Consider the following 19,493-nt stretch of genomic DNA (forward strand, 5'->3'; position numbering starts at 1 on the left):
ACACGCAACCTGACATGACCCGAATGCAACAACCAACTGCCGTCGAAACCCAGTGGTGGAAGACGTTTTATGACGACGTGGCCATGGTGGTGCTGGCCGATCAAGATCCCGACGTGATCCGAGATCAGGTCGACACCATCACACGCTTGACCGGCTTGTCGCAGGGACAATCGGCAATGGATCAGTGTTGCGGTCTGGGGCAACATGCGTGCGAGTTGGCAATCCGTAGTGTCGACGTGATCGGCATCGACCAATCGCCACTCTACATCGACCATGCCAGGCGGCTCGCCCGCGAACGTCATGGCGGAGCGGAATTTGTGGTCGCCGACGCGCTGACGTATCAACACGCCCCACCCGTCGATGTTGTTTATAACTGGCACAGCAGTTTTGGTTATTCACGCGACGATGCGTGGAACCAGCAGATGCTTCACGCCGCGCGGCAATCGCTGCGTCCTGCGGGAGTGATGTTGCTGGAGTTTCCCAACATGTTGCATTTGCTGGCCAACTTTCAAACGTCGATTTCCTCGACGCACCCTGGCGGCGTCTCGTTGACACGCACGTCTCGGATCTGCGCGTCCACCGGTACGTTGCACCAGGTTTGGGAGTACCGCATGGACGACCGGTCGGTGCGCACCCATGAAAGTTCGCTCCGAATTTATTTGCCCGATCAGCTGATCCAAATGTTTCGCGACAGCGGATTTGTCGACGTGAATGCTTTCTCGCCCTGCGGCGGCACGCTGGCCGCCGATTCTCCACGCTGTGTCATTGTTGGGAGCAATCCAAGTGTCGAATGATTTCATCCAACCCTACGAGGGTCAAACCGACGAAGCATTCCGGGCGGCGCTGTATGCCGGAACCGTCTTCCTGCTGCCGTCTTCGGAAACGACGCTGCGAATGCGCGACCATTGCTGGGATCGCGTTTGCCAAGTTTTTGGAGACGATCCCCGCAACGCCTCCAAACGCCTTTCCGGCGACCAACTGTTTCAGAAAGCCGGGCTGCTGCGACGCGAATTCTACGAATCCGATGTCTGTCGGCAGGGGATCGCGGATCTGTTGCGGCAAACCGGATGCGACGCAAATCAACATCTTTGCGATCCCGTCCGATTGCGTGTCATCACCGAGGGCGGTCACCACAATCCCGCTGCGGCACCGGTTTATTATGCCCATCGTGACACGTGGTACTCCAACCCGCAGTGCCAGATCACCTGGTGGATGCCGTTGCATCCGGTATCCAAATACGAGACGTTTTCGTTCCTGCCGTTTTACTTTGATCGAGCCGTGGACAATGACTCCGGTGGTTTCGATTATCGACAGTGGACATCCAAAGGCACCGATTTGAAGATCGGTTGGCAGGATGCCGAAGCCGGTCGCCGGGAACTCTATCCGCGATTGCAAGAATCGTTGCCGCAGGCGCAGCGGGTCGCGTTCGAAGCACAGGCGGGGGAGGTGATTGTGTTTTCCGGCCAGCATCTCCATCAAACCGTGCCGATCGAATCGGGCGAAACTCGACTGAGCATCGACTTTCGAACCGTTTGCTTGCCAGATCACGACAAGGGGTTGGGGCCGAAGAACGTCGACAATCGTTCGACCGGTGATGCATTGGCCGGACACATCCCCGTCTCGCCGGCGGATCGAGGGCCATGACGGATCCGTTTTGGATTGAATTTGACCGGGTCGCGATCGAAGCTCCCGAACAAGTCGCGATCGAACAGGACGACTGTCGCCGCTGCAGCTATCGTGAACTGCAATCGATGTCGCGTGAAATCGCCGACTTGATCCATCGCGCGAACATCGCGCGGCAAAGCGTGATTGCCATTCGAATCGAAAAGTCGATCGAATATGTCGCCAGCCTGATCGGAATTTGGCGAGCCGGTTGCGCCGCGCTGCCGCTGCCTGACGTGATCCCCGAAGCAGTGCGAAACGCGAACGCTCGGCGGGCGGGGATCGCGGCAACATTGCATCCCGATTCGTTGTCGTCACTGGGAGTCAAATTAGAGGTCTCGTGTGATCGGTCCGTTCGGCAAGGCACCGAATTGGCGTACATCTTCTTCACGTCGGGATCGACGGGCGCACCGAAGGGCGTCGCGGTCACGCACCTCGGATTGGTGCCGGTCCTGAACGATCAGATCCAAGCGTTTCAGCTCGATCCAAAGACGCGTTCACTTTTTTATCTTTCGATTTGTTTTGATGCGTCGATTTCGGACATCGGAACGGTGCTGTTGGCCGGTGGCACCTTGGTGATCGAGTCTGATATTCAAGCCTTGCCGCCGCAGGCACTGATGCGACGAATCGAACATCGAGGCATCACTTACGCCGACTTGCCGCCTGCCGTGGTTTCCCAAATCGGGAAACAGAAATGCGACCTCCCTGAATCGCTGGTGACCGTTGTGGTCGGTGGCGAAGTCTGTTCCGCCGAAGGGATTGATTGGTTTTCCAGCCAGTTGAGTCTGTTCAATGTCTACGGGCCGACCGAAGCGACCGTGTGCACCAGCATCAAAATATGCCGACCGGGAGAACTGCCGACGCTTGGAACACCGATCGCCGGCATGCAGTATCACGTCGAACCGGTTGATGGCGGCGTTTCCGATCGCAGCAGCGCGACGGCAGATGGAGCACCGACAGTCAATGACGAAGGTGAATTGTGGATCGCCGGTCCAGGATTGGCCGCCGGCTATGTCAACGATCCGCCATTGACCGCCCAGAAGTTTGTCATTCGCGGATCGACCCGCTGGTACCGAACGGGCGATCGCGTTCGCCGGAATGCCTCGGGCGAATGCGTTTTCCTAGGTCGACTCGACCGGCAGTTTAAATTGCTCGGAAAGCTCGTCGAACCGGAAGAGATCCGCAAACGCATCCTGGAACATCCGTCGGTCTCTGAAACAGCCATCGTGCCGCTGCGGGATGAACGCGGATCGGTTCGCGCGATCGCGGCAATCGTCAGCCCGAGTCATTCGGTGGGACTGTGTGTGCCATCACTGCGAGAACATTTGCAGAACACGTTGCCGCGCTGGATGGTTCCGACGACGATCAAAGTCGTCGATGCGATGAAGAAGACTGCGACAGGAAAAGTGGACGTTGCTGCGGCGTCCGCCTTGGTGAACGCGTCAGAGACTGAACTGCAGGCTGCGCCAGAGTCCCCAGCAGCTGCACTCCTTCGTTCGCTGTGGGTGAAAGTGCTCGGACACGACGGATTCGGATGGGATGATCCCTTTGACTCCGCCGGCGGTAGCTCATTGGCGGCCATGGAACTGCTCGCGGCGGCCGAAGCGAACGGCCTGGCATTGAATTCCGCAAACCTACAACACCAAACGCTACGCGAGAGCTTGCGTGATTGCGAATCAACCTGCGCCGCCACGACCGCTAGTTTAAACTCAATCGTGCAGCAATTGTCGGTCGCGGCTCCCGACCTGCCCGTCATTGAACCGATCAACAACCGTGATCGAGTGATCTTGCTGACCGGGGGAACCGGATTTTTGGGCACCTGGGTGATCGACGCATTGCTGCGGGAAAATCACGGAACAAAACTCATCTGTCTGGTTCGTGCCAACGATTCGACGCAGGCGCTGCAGCGAATCAACCATTCGCGGAAAACGTTTTTGGGAAGCGATGTCAATTCGCTCGGCCCCGATGACGTTCAGCCGATTTGCGGCGATCTCGCGGCGCACCAGTTCGGTTTGTCGGATCACCAGTGGGCGCGCATCGCCGATCAGGCCACCGACCTTGTCCATTTGGCTGCCCGGGTTCATCTGCTTGATGATTTCCAGACGATGCGTTCGGTCAATCTGGACTCGCTGCCGACGCTCGCGCGGCTGGCCTGCGATCGAAGGCCCAAGGCCATTCACTACGCGTCGACATTGTCGGTTTTCGTGGCGACCGACCGCGAAGAAACATGTTACGACGAGATGGATCGATTGGAGACACCGGCACGGGTGTTTGGCGGGTACGGCCAGACCAAGTGGGCGGCCGAGAAGTTGTTGTGGTCGATCGCGGGAACGCAAACCCCGGCGATCTATCGGTTGGGACTGTTGACCGGAGACACAAAACACGGCGTCGGCGGCCTTCACGACCAGCTGGCCATGTTCACGCGGGGAATCGCGTTGCTGGGGCAATACCCCGAAGGCATCGACGACTTTTGTTTTGACGTGACACCGGTGGATCAAGCGGCGCACGCAATCATCCGCCTCTTGCTCGACAACCATTCCGGTGCGTTCCACCTGTGCGGTCCGCAACCGGTTTCCGCGTCGCGTTGGCTCGGGGCGATGCAACGAGTGGGGATTGATTTGGCACCGGTATCGCGTCAGCATTTCCAATGCACGGCAGATCGCTACCAACGGGATGAAACGAACACGGACGTCGACCGTCGGGACGTCGCGGCGGCTTGCCTGGCGTTGAACAATCGAACGACGGCTTCAGATAATCACCGAGCGATGGATTTGTTTTTGGCGACGAAGACTCGATTCGATGCGTCGCGGGCAAACCATGTGCTGCAACCCACTGGGGATCAGATCCGTCCGGTCAGTGATCGGCAACTGGAGACAATGGCGAGTGTGATGTTGGAATCGATCCGAAGGAGGGCGGAGGCATGACGACGGGAATGGTGTTGGGAAAGTTCTTGCCGCCTCACCTGGGGCATGCGTATCTCGTTGATTTCGCGCGGCACTATGTCGACGACTTGACGGTCGTCGTCGGCACGCTTGCCGCAGAGCCGATACCTGGCGCCCGACGCTACGAGTGGATGCGAGAAATGTTCGCCGGAACGGGAACGCGTGTGGTACATCTGGACCAGGAACTGCCGCAAGACCCATCGGAACACCCTGATTTTTGGCGACTCTGGGAGGACGCGCTGCGCCCTTTGCTTCCCCAGCGGTTGGACTACGTTTTTGCTTCGGAACCGTACGGGTGGAAATTGGCCGAGGTATTGGGAGCACAGTTCGTGCAAGTGGACATCGATCGCAGCGTGATGCCGGTCAGTGGAACCAAGGTCCGCGAAAAGCCCCTCGCCCATTGGCGATATCTTCCGCCTTGTGTGCGGAGTCACTTTGTTCGACGCGTCAGTGTTTTCGGTCCTGAATCAACCGGCAAGAGCACGCTGGCGAAAGACTTGGCGGAACATTTTCGCACCATCGCCGTTCCCGAGTATGCACGCACGTTGATCGAGTCCCAGCAGGGACGGATTGAAGCCGCTGACATTACACGCATTGCGCGTGGGCAAGCTGCCAGTGAAGATGCCTTGGCTCGGGCGGCCGACCGCGTGTTGTTTTGCGACACGGACTTGTTGTTGACGACGATCTGGAGTGATTGGCTGTTCGACGATTGCCCAGACGAAGTCACCCGTGAAGCAGGACGGCGAACCTACGATCTGACCCTGTTGACCGACGTGGACGTGCCTTGGGTGGAAGACCAGGTTCGCTACCTGCCCCGAGACCGCAGCAACTTTTTCCAGCGATGTGAAACGGTGCTGCAAGCACACCAGCGACGTTACGTCGTATTGCGAGGTTCCTGGAAAGAGAGATTCCAAACGGCCGTTGATGCGTTGGACGCATTGCTGACGGAGTGATCCATGATGCCGCAATTATGTCGGTCATGCTGTGCAGGACGACCGCCTGACACCAAATCATGTGAATGGGGAAACCATTTCACGGCATTTGCCCAGAGGGCATGCACAACATAGCCTGGGGTCAGGGAACGAGCGCAGCGTAGTGACCGCCACCCCAGGCTACGTTGTTGATCGCCGTTGGCGAACCGAGCGGAGTGAACCGCAGTGCCGCAAGGGACTAAAAACTCGAATCGTTCACCGCCGCATCGCATACAAGAAAGATATCCCGCGCAGTCCAGGCACAGCCTGCCCTACGATGCCAATCACAACCGCCCGACAACCCCTGCGGATCAACGCTGTGAAGCATTTTTTTCCTGCGTTTGACGAGGTGTTAGCGGCAGGGCGCAAGCGATCGGGTCCCTCATCGTTCCCGAAGCACCGGAGGGCTCGCGCCCTGCCGCTAAAAAATGAGGTATTAGCAGCAGGGCGCAAGCGCTCCGGTCGCTCATCGTTCCCGAAACACCGGAGGGCTCGCGCCCTACCGCTAAAAAATGCTTCACAGCGTTGCCCTGCGGGTTAACGTCATTGGCCCAGCGGCCAACCGGGCAGCGTTCCGCAGGATTGAAGGGCCAGCACGGCCAACGCACTTCCCGTGTTGGAAATCAGATTACCGGCGTCGTTGACGGGGGAACGCGTGAACCACTTTCCGCTTTCGCGTTGATGGGTGAGCAACCACTCGACGCCACGTTTCAATCGCGGATCGTCCGCCGGCACGCCCAGTTCACGGCTGATCACGATCACCAATCCGGTGCCGTAGGCGTCACTGGTCTGGACGTCCAAGGGTTCGCCGTCGTCGCGCTGCAGACCTTTCCAGTCGGACAAGAAACCGGACGTCGACCACCCTCCGTCGGGGCGTTGTAGGGCGAGCAGTTGCTGCAGCGTTCTCGCCCGTTGTTCGTCGTCGGCGATACCGTCGATCCGCAGCGAGCACCAAGCGATCATGGCTCGGTGATGCAGTGATTTGGGCGGGTCATGTTCCAAATAGTGACGGAGTTTGACCAGACCCGCGCGGGCTGCTTCCGTTTCGGCATAGCCGTCCGGTGCGATCCCGACGGTGAGTGCCGCGAGTGTGACGCCGTAATGGTCGTCGATCTCCATCGGCGCATAGTCACAATCCGGCCAAACCCATCCGCCGTCTTCACGCTGCACCGTCCACATCAGATCCAACACCTCGCGGGCGACCGGGCTGAGCTCGCCCGTGGTCTGCACGTCGTTGAACGTCAATGCAGCTGCGACGACGATCGTCCAAAACCCGTGTCGCTCTGAGGGTCCCTTGTTCTTCCAACGCACCTTGGGGTATTGCTCGAAGAACTCACGAACCTCCCCCGAGTCCTGTTGGATCGACGCCAGAGCCGGTCGGGCGAACAGATAGGGCATATTCGTGTGGCAGGTCACACATTTCTTTTCTTTCTGCCAGGTCAGCGCGGCACGATCCAAATAAATCGCCGCCTGCTTGGCTGAAAACTGTTCCGCCAAGGGTTCATCGGCGGTGATGGGCTCACGCTCCGCGGGGACGGATTGCAGCGTGACGATGCCTTGGGCGTGGGCGAGTGAGGCGACGAAACACGAGAGGAACCCGAAAAACACCGCGGCAGCTTGTTGCTTCGTCGTCATCGATCGCCCTGTTGAGCTTGGGGAGCGTGCCTTGACGGCACGTCGATTCATTTCTCCTGGTCCGTCAAGATTCCCGGTTTTGCCACCTAGCCTGACGAGACCTGCCAAACTATACCGTAAACTGCAGCGCCGTAGCGGATTGCGTACTGACGCTACAGCGGGCAGACGTCGCAGCTGGAACCCTCGCCAAGGAAATGCCGGTCATGAAAATACTGGTTGCCGACGACTCGGCGATGATGCGGCATGTGTTGGTCGAGTCGCTGAAACAATGGGATTATGAAATCGTCGCAACCGAGAACGGTGCCGAGGCCTGGGAGCGTTACCAACAGGAGCGTTTTCCGCTCGTGCTGAGCGATTGGATGATGCCCGAAATGGATGGGTTGGAACTGGTCACGCGGATCCGCGCCAGTCAGGCGACCGACTACACCTACATCATCCTGCTGACGGCGAAATCGGAAAAAGAGGATTTGGTGCATGCGATGGAGGCTGGGGCGGATGATTTTCTGATCAAGCCATGTGATACCGAGGAGTTGCGTGTGCGTGTCCGCGAAGGCGAGCGGATCATCCGGCTGGAACAATCGCTGGCCGAACAGAACCGCCGACTCCGCGAAACGCAAGCCGCGTTGGTGCAAAGCGAGAAACTCGCAGGTCTGGGACAACTGGCCGCCGGCATGGCGCATGAAATCAACAACCCGATCTCCATCGTCGCCAATAATTTGTCGGTGCTCCGCCGCGAAGTCGCCGTCCTGGCCGAAACCCTTTCCAGCTACCGCCGGCTGAGTGAAACGTTGGTAGCGGCCCGACCGGATCTGGCTGACGAAATTCGTCAGTTGGAAGAGGACTGCGATTGGGAATGGACCGAAGAAAACCTGCCGCGGCTGTTTGAAAGTTCGTCCAAGGGACTCAAACGGGTTCGCGACATCGTCAATAATCTTCGCGATTTCGCTCGACTGGACGAAGCCGAACTCGATGAGATGGATATCAACGCGGCGATCACGTCGACCCTGCAAGTGCTGGCCCACAAAATGAAAGCCGGCCAAGTCTCCGTGGAAAAGTGCCTGCGCGACGATTTGCCGCGCGTGACTTGCCATCCGGCCAAGATCCATCAGGTACTGTACAATCTATTGCTAAACGGCATCCAAGCAACCGCGCCCGGTGGGCGCGTGGTTGTGCGGACGTCCGCGGACGAGGAAGGAACGATCACCGTCGAAGTGGAAGATCATGGCAGTGGCATCGAAGCCGAGCACCTGCCACGCATTTTCGATCCATTTTTCACGACTAGACCGGTCGGCGGGGGAACCGGTTTAGGCCTGGCGATCAGTTACGAGATCGTCCGTGACCATGGCGGTACGATCGAAGTGGAAAGCGAAATGGGGCGGGGAAGCACCTTCCGTGTGACGCTACCGCCACGCCCCAAAACCGAGTGACATTTGCGTGGAGTGACGATGACCGGAAAGACGCCGTTGAAACATTCGATCTTAATCGTTGACGACGAACCCGAAATTCTGTTTTCGATCAAGGGTTTGTTGCGACGTGAGTTCAACCTTTACACCGCCGAAAGCGGAGCGGAAGCGTTGGAAATCCTGCGCGAGCATCCCATCCACGTCGTGATGACCGACCAACGGATGCCGGAGATGACGGGCGTCGAATTGATCGGCAAGGTGAAATCGGAATACCCCGATGCGATCCGCATGGTGTTCACCGGCTATGCCGACATCAAAGCGGTGATCGACGCGATCAACAAGGGAGGGCTGTTTCGCTACATCACCAAACCTTGGGACCCCGACGAATTGGTGGACGTGCTACGCGAAGCCGCCGCCGAGTATGACCGTTTGGTCGAACGACGACGGCTCTTGGCGGACCTGAAAGAACACCTCGGACAGGGCCAAGACTATGCCAAGCGACTCGTCGGCCAGACGACCGAAGCCAAGGAGGTGAATCGATACCTCGAAAATGCGACGCAACTTCTGACCCGACTTCAGCAGCAACGATGACCGACAAAGAACCTGTCTTGCTGGCCGTGCTGATCGAATCGGTGACGCGACGCTGGTCGGTCGCCGGCATCACGTCCGACGGCCAAGGTGTGCCGCTGATGTGCACCGAACCCGGTGACTTTGATCCCGTCGTCGGCCAGACGCTCGACGAACAAGCCAGCTACCTCCGCCATCGCCTGTCCGGTGTCTTGCAACGCGGCTGTGACCGACTTTGGGGGCGACAGATGAAACCACGTCACATCGTCTTCGTCGCCGACGAATCCCTTCGACGCTCCCACCCGGACCTGACACAACGCGTCGCCGAGCATTTCGTGGAATGGATGACCAGCCCGCCCGTGGCGTTCTTCGTCACCGACCTGCAACGGTCCGACGACACCCTGACTCTCGATCCCGTCGCCGGCGACCTGGACCCATCAGACCAAGACAGCCTCGCCACGGCAGTGCCAACGCTGATCCAAACGCTCCAGGATCGAGAGGCGTGGGAATTTGCGGCCAGCAAGCCGCCGGCCTAGCCCAATACCGCTAAATTTTCGGCTTGATGAACAACACTTCGCCCCGCTCGATCCAGCCCTTTCTCAGGTCGACGCGGAACCAACCCTCGGCGTTTCGACGGTGAAAGCGGACGGCAGACCGTTTGCCGAATTGCTTGAGGTCGTACTGTGCCCAGGTCTTTCCCATGTCGGTTGAAATGATGAATCCGGTGTCATACGGCGACGCGGGTGCGTAGTGCGCCGACAGGATCACACCGTCCTGGATGATCATGTTGGCAGATTCGTATTCGGGATTGAACAGCAGGGTGTGCTTGGACTTGTCCGCCAGGTCGGCCGGGTCGCAGCTAAAAATGCCGCGGTCATGCGGCATCACGCCGTTGCGACCGTTGGCGTCAGACGCCCAGTAGAGCCGGCCATCGACAAAATTGATGCCGCCGGATTTGTATCGCGAATTGGAATTGACCGACACCAGGACCTTCCAGTCCCAGGAGTCGTTCGCCGAATCATAGGTGCCGCGCATCCAATGACATTCATGCACGTCGCCGCGCGCCCCATCCGCCCGATCATGGTCTCCCGTGCAAGCGTAAAACGCATTCTCAGCGGGATTATAGGCGACCGAATGAATGTGACGGCACACGATCGGAATCTCGGGATCGCCCAGCAGATCCCCCGCGCCGGCGCCCTTCTTCTGGAACTGTGGACTCTGCCCAAACGAGAACGCGATCTTGACCGTCTGGCCTCCGTCGGTGGAGTAATAAATGTTGATCGGAACCGCACCGCCGAGCACGTTGCAATAGTTGCCCCAAACCAGCATCTCCGTGCCATCGACATCCCACGTGTGGACGCCATCGAGCGGATGGAAATACCAACCCGGGTTGTCAGGATCCAGCGGCGTGTGCGGCAGGTAGTCATTGCCTTTGCGATCTTTGACGATGATCTGCTTGCACGACTTCAGGTTGTCGGTGCTCAAGAACAGTTCCGTCAGCGTGGCGAACAGAAGGTTGCCATTTTTCAGGATGCAGCTGAACGTGATCTTGTCGGCATCGGGAAACGGCAACCGGTGCGGCCACGTCGCACCATTGTCCTCGGACAGATAAACCGCGCCGTCATCGAACCCGAACGCTTTGTGGTCGCGTTGCGAATCGATGTAGGGACCTGGCGGCGCGAGTCGATACCAAAAGTGATCGGTGGAACCGACATCGGTCGTCGCCGCACACAGCCCCCCCGGTGCGGAGCACCAGAAGGCCGCAGCACCGGGCAGCAGGAGACCGCCGGCTGAGGCGGATGCGGTGGCGAGAAACGTTCGCCGGGACCGGGGTGCGGAGAGAGTGGCTTTCGTTCGAAGTTTCATAGCGATTGGGACGGTTCCGGGTGGCAGACATTGGTGCGAGTGCTCTGTCCAGATCTGCATTTAGGGTTGCGCTTGTCGAGCAAAAAAGGGGGCAGTCGAGCGGAAAAGGGGTCAGGTACCAAACACCAAATGGCCCAACGGGTGCTTCGCATTTTTGGTACCTGACCCCTTTTCCGCGGCACCCTCAATCTAAACGTTGTCGGAGCACTCGAACCACTCTAACAGCCGCCATCGGCCACCGCTACGATTGACCAGCGGGATCGGCTACCGAGTGTCTGACCTGTGTCGTTGAGCCGCCGACTTTCGCCGCGTAGAATCTGCCACAGATCCATTCCCTTCACCGGTTTACCATCGCTGGCGAAAAACCAAACATGCTCGCAAAAGATATCAAGACAGGTACGGTCGTCGTTCATGAGGGTGCCCCCGTCCTGATCCGCGGCATCACCGTCCACTCGCCTTCGGCACGGGGGGCGGCAACGTTGTACAAATTCCGTGCCCGCAATGTCCTGACCCGAAACAAGGTCGACATCACGATGAAAGGCACCGACGTGATCGAAGAAGCCGACTTCTCGCGTCGCGAAGTTCAATTGTTGTACTCCGACGCGACGCATCTGTTCGTCATGGACAAGGAAGACTACCAGCAATACGAGTTGCCGCTGGAGGATGTCGAAGAGGAATTGAAGTACGTCACCGAAGGTTTGGAAGGCATGCGGGCGATGATTTACAACGACGGTTGCGTGGGGCTGGAATTGCCGGCGGCCGTGGAGTTGACGATCACGCAATGTGACCCCGGTGTCAAAGGCAATTCGGCAACCTCACGGAGCAAACCGGCGACCCTGGAAACCGGGCTGGTGGTCCAAGTGCCGGAATACATCAAAGAGGGCGAGCGGCTGAAGATCGACACCCGGACCGGGGAATACTTGGCTCGTGCATGATTGCTCGAGTGCAATCGCTCGGTCCAGACGCGGCACCTTTCATGAACCAGGCTTGACGATGTGGAATCGCAATGGATCCTGACGACGATGTGATGCAAGCCTTGGCGGCGCACGACGAGCGTGTGGCGCGTTCGGGGCAATCGATCTGGGTCGGTGCCGAACCGACCTACACCGATCGCTTCTCCGAATCTCCCCAGTGGCTGTTCGATGCCCTCGGCGACGACAAACGGGACCGCGCCCTGAAGATGCTGGCGCGGCTGGGACGCCACGAACACGGCGCCGCCGTCCTGCGTTGTGTCGGTCGCCAATATGGCGGCGAACCACATCCACGCTGGTCGGTGGGCATCTACGCGCGACGCGACGGAGCACGGCTCTGGTCCGGCCCACCCGACCCCGCACTCGCGGCATCGCCGACATCAGACACACCAACCAACCCGGCAGCGCTGGCCGCCACGCTGTCCAAAGCCCTCCGCGCGATCGGCTTGAATGCGATGACGGTTCAATCGCCGCTGCGGGAACGCGTCGTTTTCCGTACCGATGGCACCCCGCCGCCGAATTGTGCCACCCAGGAACCCTCGCTGGCCAGATCCTCGCTGCACAGCGAGCGTGTGGTGGGCGCCGAAGTCGAAGACGAATTGGCAGAGTCGGGGAACTATTTGATCGTTTGCTCGGATCAACAGGGTGTTGCAAATCTGGAGCTTCCAAAAATTCCCGACGTCGAACTGTTCGGCCGGTTGCTCGGTGCCATCTCAACGGCCACGCTGGAAATGGACCTGTCCGCCGTGATGCTCAGCGGACACGCTCCGCCGGTCGACCCGACCGTCAGCTGGACGACGATCACGCCCGACCCGGCGGTGATCGAAATCAACATGGCGCCGGTCGCCTGCACCGTCGATCTGCTGCAACATTTACGCGACTTGGAAAACGCCGCGGAGCAGGAGCGTCTTGCGCCGTTGCGGTTGCAGTACAACGGGGTGGAAAGCGATTCGGGCGGCGGCGGACACATCACGCTGGGCGGAGCGCGCCCCTCGGTCAGCCCCTTTCTGACCCTCGGACATTTGTTGCCCAGCATCGTTCGCTACTTCAATCGACACCCCTCGCTGTCCTACCTTCACGCCACCGACTCGGTCGGCCCGTCCAGCCAGGCGCCTCGGGTAGACGAAAGTCTGCATCACGATCTGTCAGATTTTTCGCTCGCGCTCGAACTCCTCAAGCGAACCGACAGCCCGACGCCGGACACGCTCTGGAATAGCCTCGCACCGTTTCTGGCGGATCCCTCCGGGAACAGCCACCGAGCCGAAATCAATATCGAGAAGCTTTGGAATCCGTTCTTGGGTGGGCGAGGCTGCAACGGGCTGGTCGAATTCCGCGCGTTTCGCATGGCACCGTCTCCCGAGACCACGGCGGCATTGGCGACCCTGCTGCGAGCCATCGTCACCATGCTCGCCGAAGCCCCGTTTGACGAACCCCTGACCGACTGGGGATCAAAATTACACTCGCGGTTTTCGCTGCCGTATTACCTGCATCGCGACCTGAAAGAAGTCCTCGCCGATCTCGACACGGTCGGTTTGGAGCTCGGCGATCCGCTGGTCCAACTGCTGCTCCGCGACCGCGACCTGGTCCTCGCCGAACGGACGCTCGGATCGGCGCATCTGGAAATCCGCAGGGCGCTGGAGTTTTGGCCGCTGGTCGGCGATGTCGCAACTCAAGAACGCGGCGGTTCGCGGTTGATCGACTCGAGCACCTCGCGGATCGAAATTCGACTGCGACCGACGGATCCGAACGAACCGCTGGATGACTGGAACGTCACCGTCGGCAACTGGTCGATCCCGCTGCAGCGCATCGAGGATGACCAAGGGGAGGTCGCACTGGTCGGCCTGCGCTATCGAAGCTTCGTCCCTCTCCGCGGACTGCACCCGACCCTCGGCGCCCAGTCACCGCTGACGCTCTGCTTCTCGCACCCCCGCGCCGGTCACTGGCATGTCTCGCTACATGACTGGCACCCCAAAAGCGAACCCTACGCCGGGCTTCCCGCCGACGTGGATGAAGCCCGTCAGCGGCGCGAACAACGCTGCGTCGTCGAGCCGATCGATGCAAAGACGATCGCCTCGACGGTCTCGCCACCCGGCGATGCCGTCTGCGATCACGTCGTGGATCTCCGCTGGCAGCAACCCAAGTCGTAGTGATTCCGACCGGTGTTTCAGGCACGGCCGATCATCAGCGGACGTCAGGCCCTTCGCCTAACCGTCCGGGCGAACCGAGCTTTTGATGCCTGCGGAACACGACCGTCGCGATCAACCCCGTGATGGCGAACGACGTGACCGCCGCAAACAGGTGTCGATGGCCCATCTCGCCCGGCGATCGATCGAGCAGCCAGCCCATCAGCGGCCCCATGAAGACGTCGGGTGTATAACCGATGACCGACACGATTCCGACCGCCGTGCCGGTCCGCCCCATCGGCACGCGACCTTCTTCCATCAGCGCAAAGTACAACCCGCGAAGCGCGAATACGGCGGCACTGGTGGTAACCAGCGTGGCAAAGAACAACACCATCGCTCCGGGCGGCAGCAAGCCGGCGGCCAGCGAACCGGTTCCCACAGCAATCGCGGCAAAACACACCAGCGTTGATTTCGAAACGCCGAATCGATCGGCAATCAATCCGGCGAGAACAGCTGCCGGCGGCCGCATCCACATCGACACCGTGCCGATTGTTGCCGCCTGCACTTCATCGAACAACAACACCTCTTTGGCGTACAGCGACACGTCATCGAGTCCCTTGTACGCCACGTACGCACAAACAACGATGATCGCCTGCAACCAAACGGCGGGCATTCGCAGCACCGCCCCGATCCCGGCATCGGCGTCGGCGCGACTCGGGGAAGTCGCCTCGAAGGTCCGCGTTTGCTTTCGCGGCAGCGCAAACCACACCAGCACGGCGGACAAGAAAGTCACCGCGGCAAACAACAGCACCACGTTACCAAATGCGTCAGACCGCTCGGACAGTGTGGCGACTTGCACATCGGCAGGAATCAACGCCGCGTACAGCCAAACCGACACGCTGGCGATCAGGGCGGCGATCAATCCGCGGCCACCGTCCAGAATCCCGAACGCCCGCCCGGGCAGAGCGTGACTTGGTGATCCGTCTGCTGACAATCCGCCAGCGCCCCACTGACGCGTCGCACGAATCAGCGGCGACCAAAACAGCAAGATCGTGGTCAGTCCCCAAAATCCATACAGCGACTTCACCACGCTGAGCGAAGGGATCCCGGCCATCAGCAAACCGCCGGCGGATGTTGCCACCAGGGCGATCGCCATCAACCTTCTTGCGTCGAACCGATCCGCAATCGGGCCGCCGGGAAAGTAGGCCAACATCGCAACGACGCCATAGATCGAAAAGGCCATGCCCAATTGCAAGTTGCTGATCCCGAACACATCCAGCAACGTCGGTCGAAAGATCCGCGGTAAGACGAACGGAAGAAAGAACACCGCCTCACCGGCGATGACCAACGCAAGCATCATCACGAACTTGCGAAGTGACGTTGCGACCACCGTCTCGTTCGTCGAATCGATCAACTACTTGGTCTCACATTCGGCCCCATCGGGCGTCTGGTCCGCGCGGCTGTCTCCGTCAACGACCACGCCTTTCCAAAATGCAAATCGGCCGCGAATGTTCTCCGCCTGAGGCTTCGGATCGGGATAGTACCAAGCCGCATTCTCGTTGACCTGGCCGTCCACCTCGATGCTGTTGTAACTGGCGACGCCTTTCCATCCGCACGTCGTCTGGTGGTCGCTGGGTCGCAACCGCGCCGCGTCGACGCTTTCGGCAGGGAAGTAGTGATTCCCTTCGACGACGATCGTGTCGTCGCTTTGGGCAATGATCGATCCGTTCCATTTCGCAGTGGCCATTATATTTTTCCCTCAATCGTTCGATGCGTGTCAGCGATTCGTCGTCGATTGTGCAAGTTGCCCGTCACCCTCGTTTGCGATCAGGTCTCGACGTCCAGACTGTAAACAAGACCGAGAAGTGTACCGACGCGTCCAGCGCCGGATCGCGCTCAGCCATCCGTCACCGAAGCGCACCCCGCCTCAAGTTCCTTCAGCATCGAGCGCACGGACGTCTCGAGCCCGAGCGTGATGTCGTGAACCGTGCCTCGTTTGTCCGCCGCATAGGCCGATGCGTGATCTTTCAGGTCGACCGGCTGCCCCACTTTCACGCAGGCCTTCCTGGGTCCCCAAACCTTTCGCTCTTTGCAGACTTCCATCTCCAACAAGCACAACACGTCAAGAAACCTCTCGAACGTCATCGATTCCCCGACGTAACCGTCGTGCAACGCGACAAATTGCAACAACTGCCAAAGTTCGTCGTAGTACTTTCGCGCCAATTGTTGACGCTGGACCGCCAACTGCTGCTCGTACTCCGACCCACTGGGTTCCTCGTGAACGATCCTGTCGACGGCGTTGAACAGAGAGCGAATCCGGTCCAACAGGGTTTGCTTTTCGGTCGCGGTGAGCCCCAACTGCTGTTCCAGTTGACAGATCGCGTACAGCTTTAGATTCTCCGCCCGATCACTCAGATCGCTGTCGGGGGCCGGTTGCACACCGTGCGTTTTTTCATTCGCCGCAACGACCGCTTCGACGATCCGCCTGAGACGCGCGTGCCGAGTCGGCTGCGACGGACCATCCCCGATGGCCAGTTTCGATTCCAACCTCGCGAGCGACGCGTCAATTTCGTCGTGCATGTCGCGAAGATAAACGTACTTGATGGCGATCGGAATGCAGTAGAGGCTGGCTTGATCGTCTTCCTTCGTTGCGTCCTCATACCCTTTGAACGCCAGTTGAAAAACGCCCTGTTGAAACGGCATGACGACGCTGTTTTGCCAGACCGTCTCGCCTTCGGGAAAGATGACCAGCCAACGCTTGCCGGCCGCCAAAAGCTTGCGCGTCATGCTGAACGAGGGTCGATCGACCGAGCCGCGGATGATCGAGTACACACCCATCCGCGGCATCAGAAAGCGGTTGATCCTCGATTGCTGAAACAACTCCATCGCCGCGACGTAGTTGTAACTGTCCCCGAGCAGTTTTGACAAATACATAATGATGTGTGGCTCGAACCCTCCCGAATGGCTGGGCGTCACCAAACATCGCTCGCCCTTGAGCTGCCGCAATCGTTCCAAATCTTCGTCGCTGATCTCAATCTCGGTGACTCGCAATTTTCGCCGAATCGAAGACCGGATCCCCATCTGCACCAGCCAGGTGACCAAGCGGTTGCTGTTGGGAGGATAGAAGGTGAACGGCTGCGGTCGTGCGCGTGAATCCGTCGTCGAAGGGGCTTGCAAATTCATGGCGGGTTTCTCGTCGACACTCAGTGTTCGGAACACGATGTCAGTAAGCTTAGTGCCTGCGACGGCCCGTTGACCACCGCCACGCCCCTCCCTCCGGCGCGTTCTTGGCATTTGTGTTCGTCACATGCGTGGCCGATTCGCCGCTACCGAGTCAGTAGCAGCGAATCTCTGATGAATTCGATCGATTCATCCCCGAGACCCAAGACCTGGGAATCACCGTCCAACGGGTCCCCAAACAAGGCGTCGATCGAATCGTCGACGAGCGTCGGGGCGATCGACGGGCCCCAGACCACCGTCGAAACGAGTGGTTTGGAATGAAAGGGCTGGATGTCGGGTTCGCCATCGGATGACACGCGATCTTCGGAATTCGAGTCCTGCGGACGCGTTTGCGCGGAAAGAAACGCGCTCTGGGCTTCGGCACCCGTCAGAGCACTCGACGCCGGTGTCACAAAAGTGAAGGCGGCATCGATTGGACTCGGTGGCGGCGCCGGGACCGGTTGGCCCAACGCCAACGTCGGAGCCGAGAACGTCTGCACGGCCGCGCTGGAGCTTGCTGCGGAAACGATGCGAATGTCGCGGGAAACCTGATTGCTGGTCGCCGCACCACCGGTCGCCTGAAACACGATCCGCCGCTGGCCGGTCGTCGGATTCGCCGACGTATTCTCGTACAGAATGCACCGCAACGCGCCCTGGTACGTTGCCAACGTCGCGGTGCCGGTCAGGGTCAACGTGCCTGTCGTCGGATTCCAACTCGACTGAACCACCGGCGGACCGCCCAACGAAAGAACGTCGGCACCGGATTGATAGTTGTTGGTGATTCGAATCGTTGCCCCGGTGAGGACGGTCGAATCCACATCCGTGACCTTGATCGATTGGGACACGACCTTTTTAGGCGCTCTGACCTGATAGTCCTGCGGCGCCGCTTCGATACCCGCCAAGACAGGTGCCTGGTCCGCTACAGTCGTCGTGTTGTAGGCCAACGTCGCAGCATGGGTGTTTCCGAACGTCAAATACCACGGCGTTTGCAGACGTCCGTTTGCGGGCGGGATCAAGACACCAAAGCTTTCGGTCGCCACATCGTAGGCGCGAACCGACCCGGAAGCCGCCCCTGCGTTGATCGGTACATACAGTCGTCCGTCGGGGCCGAACAAGATCGCTTGGGCGGCGTTGTCACCTCCCAGCGGAATAAACTCACGCTGCGACTTGGTTGCAACGTCGACCACGACGATCCCATTGTCCGTTCGGTTGGGCCGAAAACTGGTCACGTACAGAGACCTTCCGTTGGGGTCAAAAACGATTCCCTCGGGGTTGTGAAGTTCGCCGGTCTGGTGAATCCCGTCGGCCGTGTTGCGTGCGATGACTTCGAAGGCCCCACTCGTTGTGTCGTTGAATCGCAACACGTAACCCGGTGCGTCTTCGGAGAACACGTCGGAGTCGAAGGCACTGTAGACCGTGACGTACAACTTGTTGTCCGGACCGAAGACGAGCCCGCGCGGGTTGAACTCCGCGTTAAACCCGTTGGGAATCAGACTTCCAATGAATGCTCCCGTGGTCGCGTTGTATTTCGCGATCCGTGACGGTGATGCAAAGAAGTCGGCCACATAAGCAATGTTGTCCTTGACCACGATGCCCCGGGGTGCAAACGGAGCGTTGGAACTTGAAGACGGCACCAGCGGCGACAACGCGACGCCGGTGTCTTTGTTGAATCGCAACACCTCACCGTTGAACTGGGTGTCGACATTCTGGTTGACCACCAACAGGTTGTTCCCCTGGATCACCATGCCACGTGGCCCATGCAAACTGCTGGCGCCGCTTTGGACCAGCGTCCGGACGAATGCCCCGGTACCAGCGTCGAAGACTTGAATCGAGTTATCCGCCTGGTTTCCCAGATAAAGCAGATCGACCGCCAACAGACGGCGAGTTTCAAGAGCCTCGATCGAGAGCCTGTGGCGAACTTTCACAGAACGGTCACCAGCCTCGCCACCACGGATGCCGCGTCCTTTGGACAGCCAACGTTGAGTGTTCATTGATTTTCAATCGCGGGAATCGTTGGCCAGTGCTTCGAGATGGATGTCAAGGAACATCCTTGGCCGTTCCGAGTCGGATGGCAGACCAGCGACACGCTCCGGCAAGCCGCTGCACGTGTTGTTCCAGGGCCAACGTTCACTTC

At 59.4% G+C, this 19,493-nt stretch carries 15 protein-coding genes; 9 read left to right on the forward strand and 6 right to left on the reverse strand.

The window, feature by feature from the left end:
* Positions 1 to 23: 23 nt before the first annotated feature.
* From TBK1r_RS22355 to TBK1r_RS22370, 4 genes are read left to right on the forward strand one after another with little or no spacing between them, the layout of a single operon-like run.
* Entirely contained in the window at positions 24 to 794 is a 771-nt protein-coding gene (locus tag TBK1r_RS22355) for a class I SAM-dependent methyltransferase (RefSeq protein ID WP_419580272.1), read from the forward strand.
* Positions 784 to 1,644, forward strand: a complete 861-nt coding sequence (locus TBK1r_RS22360) for a hypothetical protein (protein WP_145215675.1) — start codon at positions 784 to 786, stop codon at positions 1,642 to 1,644. The genes TBK1r_RS22355 and TBK1r_RS22360 overlap by 11 nt, the downstream gene beginning before the upstream one ends.
* Positions 1,641 to 4,586: an AMP-binding protein gene (locus TBK1r_RS22365; protein ID WP_145215677.1), complete on the forward strand. Its 2,946-nt coding sequence runs from the start codon at positions 1,641 to 1,643 to the stop codon at positions 4,584 to 4,586. Before TBK1r_RS22360 ends, TBK1r_RS22365 begins: the two co-directional genes overlap by 4 nt.
* On the forward strand, positions 4,583 to 5,557 hold the full coding sequence (locus TBK1r_RS22370; protein ID WP_145215681.1) for an AAA family ATPase: 975 nt from the start codon (positions 4,583 to 4,585) through the stop codon (positions 5,555 to 5,557). Before TBK1r_RS22365 ends, TBK1r_RS22370 begins: the two co-directional genes overlap by 4 nt.
* A 561-nt stretch (positions 5,558 to 6,118) precedes the next feature.
* Here the strand turns inward: TBK1r_RS22370 and TBK1r_RS22375 are convergent.
* Entirely contained in the window at positions 6,119 to 7,210 is a 1,092-nt protein-coding gene (locus TBK1r_RS22375; RefSeq protein WP_419580273.1) for a prenyltransferase/squalene oxidase repeat-containing protein, read from the reverse strand.
* 203 nt (positions 7,211 to 7,413) lie between these two features.
* Here TBK1r_RS22375 and TBK1r_RS22380 point away from each other — a divergent pair, with 203 nt between their 5' ends.
* From TBK1r_RS22380 to TBK1r_RS22390, 3 genes are read left to right on the forward strand one after another with little or no spacing between them, the layout of a single operon-like run.
* Positions 7,414 to 8,637, forward strand: coding sequence for a sensor histidine kinase (locus tag TBK1r_RS22380; RefSeq protein WP_145215684.1), 1,224 nt, complete (start codon positions 7,414 to 7,416; stop codon positions 8,635 to 8,637).
* 18 nt (positions 8,638 to 8,655) lie between these two features.
* The gene (locus TBK1r_RS22385; protein WP_095739782.1) at positions 8,656 to 9,204 is read left to right on the forward strand and encodes a response regulator; all 549 of its coding nucleotides are present in this window, start codon (positions 8,656 to 8,658) and stop codon (positions 9,202 to 9,204) included.
* Positions 9,201 to 9,716, forward strand: coding sequence for a hypothetical protein (locus TBK1r_RS22390; RefSeq protein ID WP_145215687.1), 516 nt, complete (start codon positions 9,201 to 9,203; stop codon positions 9,714 to 9,716). Before TBK1r_RS22385 ends, TBK1r_RS22390 begins: the two co-directional genes overlap by 4 nt.
* 10 nt (positions 9,717 to 9,726) lie before the next feature.
* On the opposite strand, the gene TBK1r_RS22395 is transcribed toward TBK1r_RS22390, so the two are convergent.
* A complete protein-coding gene (locus TBK1r_RS22395; protein WP_145215690.1) occupies positions 9,727 to 11,046 on the reverse strand; it encodes a beta propeller repeat protein in 1,320 nt (439 codons plus the stop codon).
* Between the two features lie 371 nt (positions 11,047 to 11,417).
* Between TBK1r_RS22395 and efpL the strand changes: the two genes are divergently transcribed.
* Both efpL and TBK1r_RS22405 read left to right on the forward strand, forming a co-directional pair.
* The gene (gene efpL / locus TBK1r_RS22400; RefSeq protein ID WP_145215693.1) at positions 11,418 to 11,981 is read left to right on the forward strand and encodes an elongation factor P-like protein EfpL; all 564 of its coding nucleotides are present in this window, start codon (positions 11,418 to 11,420) and stop codon (positions 11,979 to 11,981) included.
* Positions 11,982 to 12,052: 71 nt separating this feature from the next.
* The gene (locus TBK1r_RS22405; RefSeq protein ID WP_145215696.1) at positions 12,053 to 14,164 is read left to right on the forward strand and encodes a transglutaminase family protein; all 2,112 of its coding nucleotides are present in this window, start codon (positions 12,053 to 12,055) and stop codon (positions 14,162 to 14,164) included.
* A gap of 34 nt (positions 14,165 to 14,198) precedes the next feature.
* On the opposite strand, the gene TBK1r_RS22410 is transcribed toward TBK1r_RS22405, so the two are convergent.
* The 4 genes from TBK1r_RS22410 to TBK1r_RS22425 all read right to left on the reverse strand — a co-directional run bounded on the left by TBK1r_RS22410 (position 14,199) and on the right by TBK1r_RS22425 (position 19,350).
* A complete protein-coding gene (locus TBK1r_RS22410) occupies positions 14,199 to 15,554 on the reverse strand; it encodes an MFS transporter (RefSeq protein WP_419580275.1) in 1,356 nt (451 codons plus the stop codon).
* Entirely contained in the window at positions 15,555 to 15,887 is a 333-nt protein-coding gene (locus TBK1r_RS22415; protein WP_145215699.1) for a DUF427 domain-containing protein, read from the reverse strand. It lies immediately after the preceding gene.
* A 149-nt stretch (positions 15,888 to 16,036) separates the two neighbouring features.
* A complete protein-coding gene (locus TBK1r_RS22420) occupies positions 16,037 to 17,323 on the reverse strand; it encodes a lysophospholipid acyltransferase family protein (RefSeq protein WP_419580276.1) in 1,287 nt (428 codons plus the stop codon).
* Positions 17,324 to 17,466: 143 nt separating this feature from the next.
* The gene (locus tag TBK1r_RS22425; RefSeq protein ID WP_145215705.1) at positions 17,467 to 19,350 is read right to left on the reverse strand and encodes a Vgb family protein; all 1,884 of its coding nucleotides are present in this window, start codon (positions 19,348 to 19,350) and stop codon (positions 17,467 to 17,469) included.
* Between the last annotated feature and the right edge of the window lie 143 nt (positions 19,351 to 19,493).

Origin of the sequence: Stieleria magnilauensis, assembly GCA_007753675.1 — a bacterium.
GTDB classification, from domain to species: domain Bacteria; phylum Planctomycetota; class Planctomycetia; order Pirellulales; family Pirellulaceae; genus Stieleria; species Stieleria magnilauensis.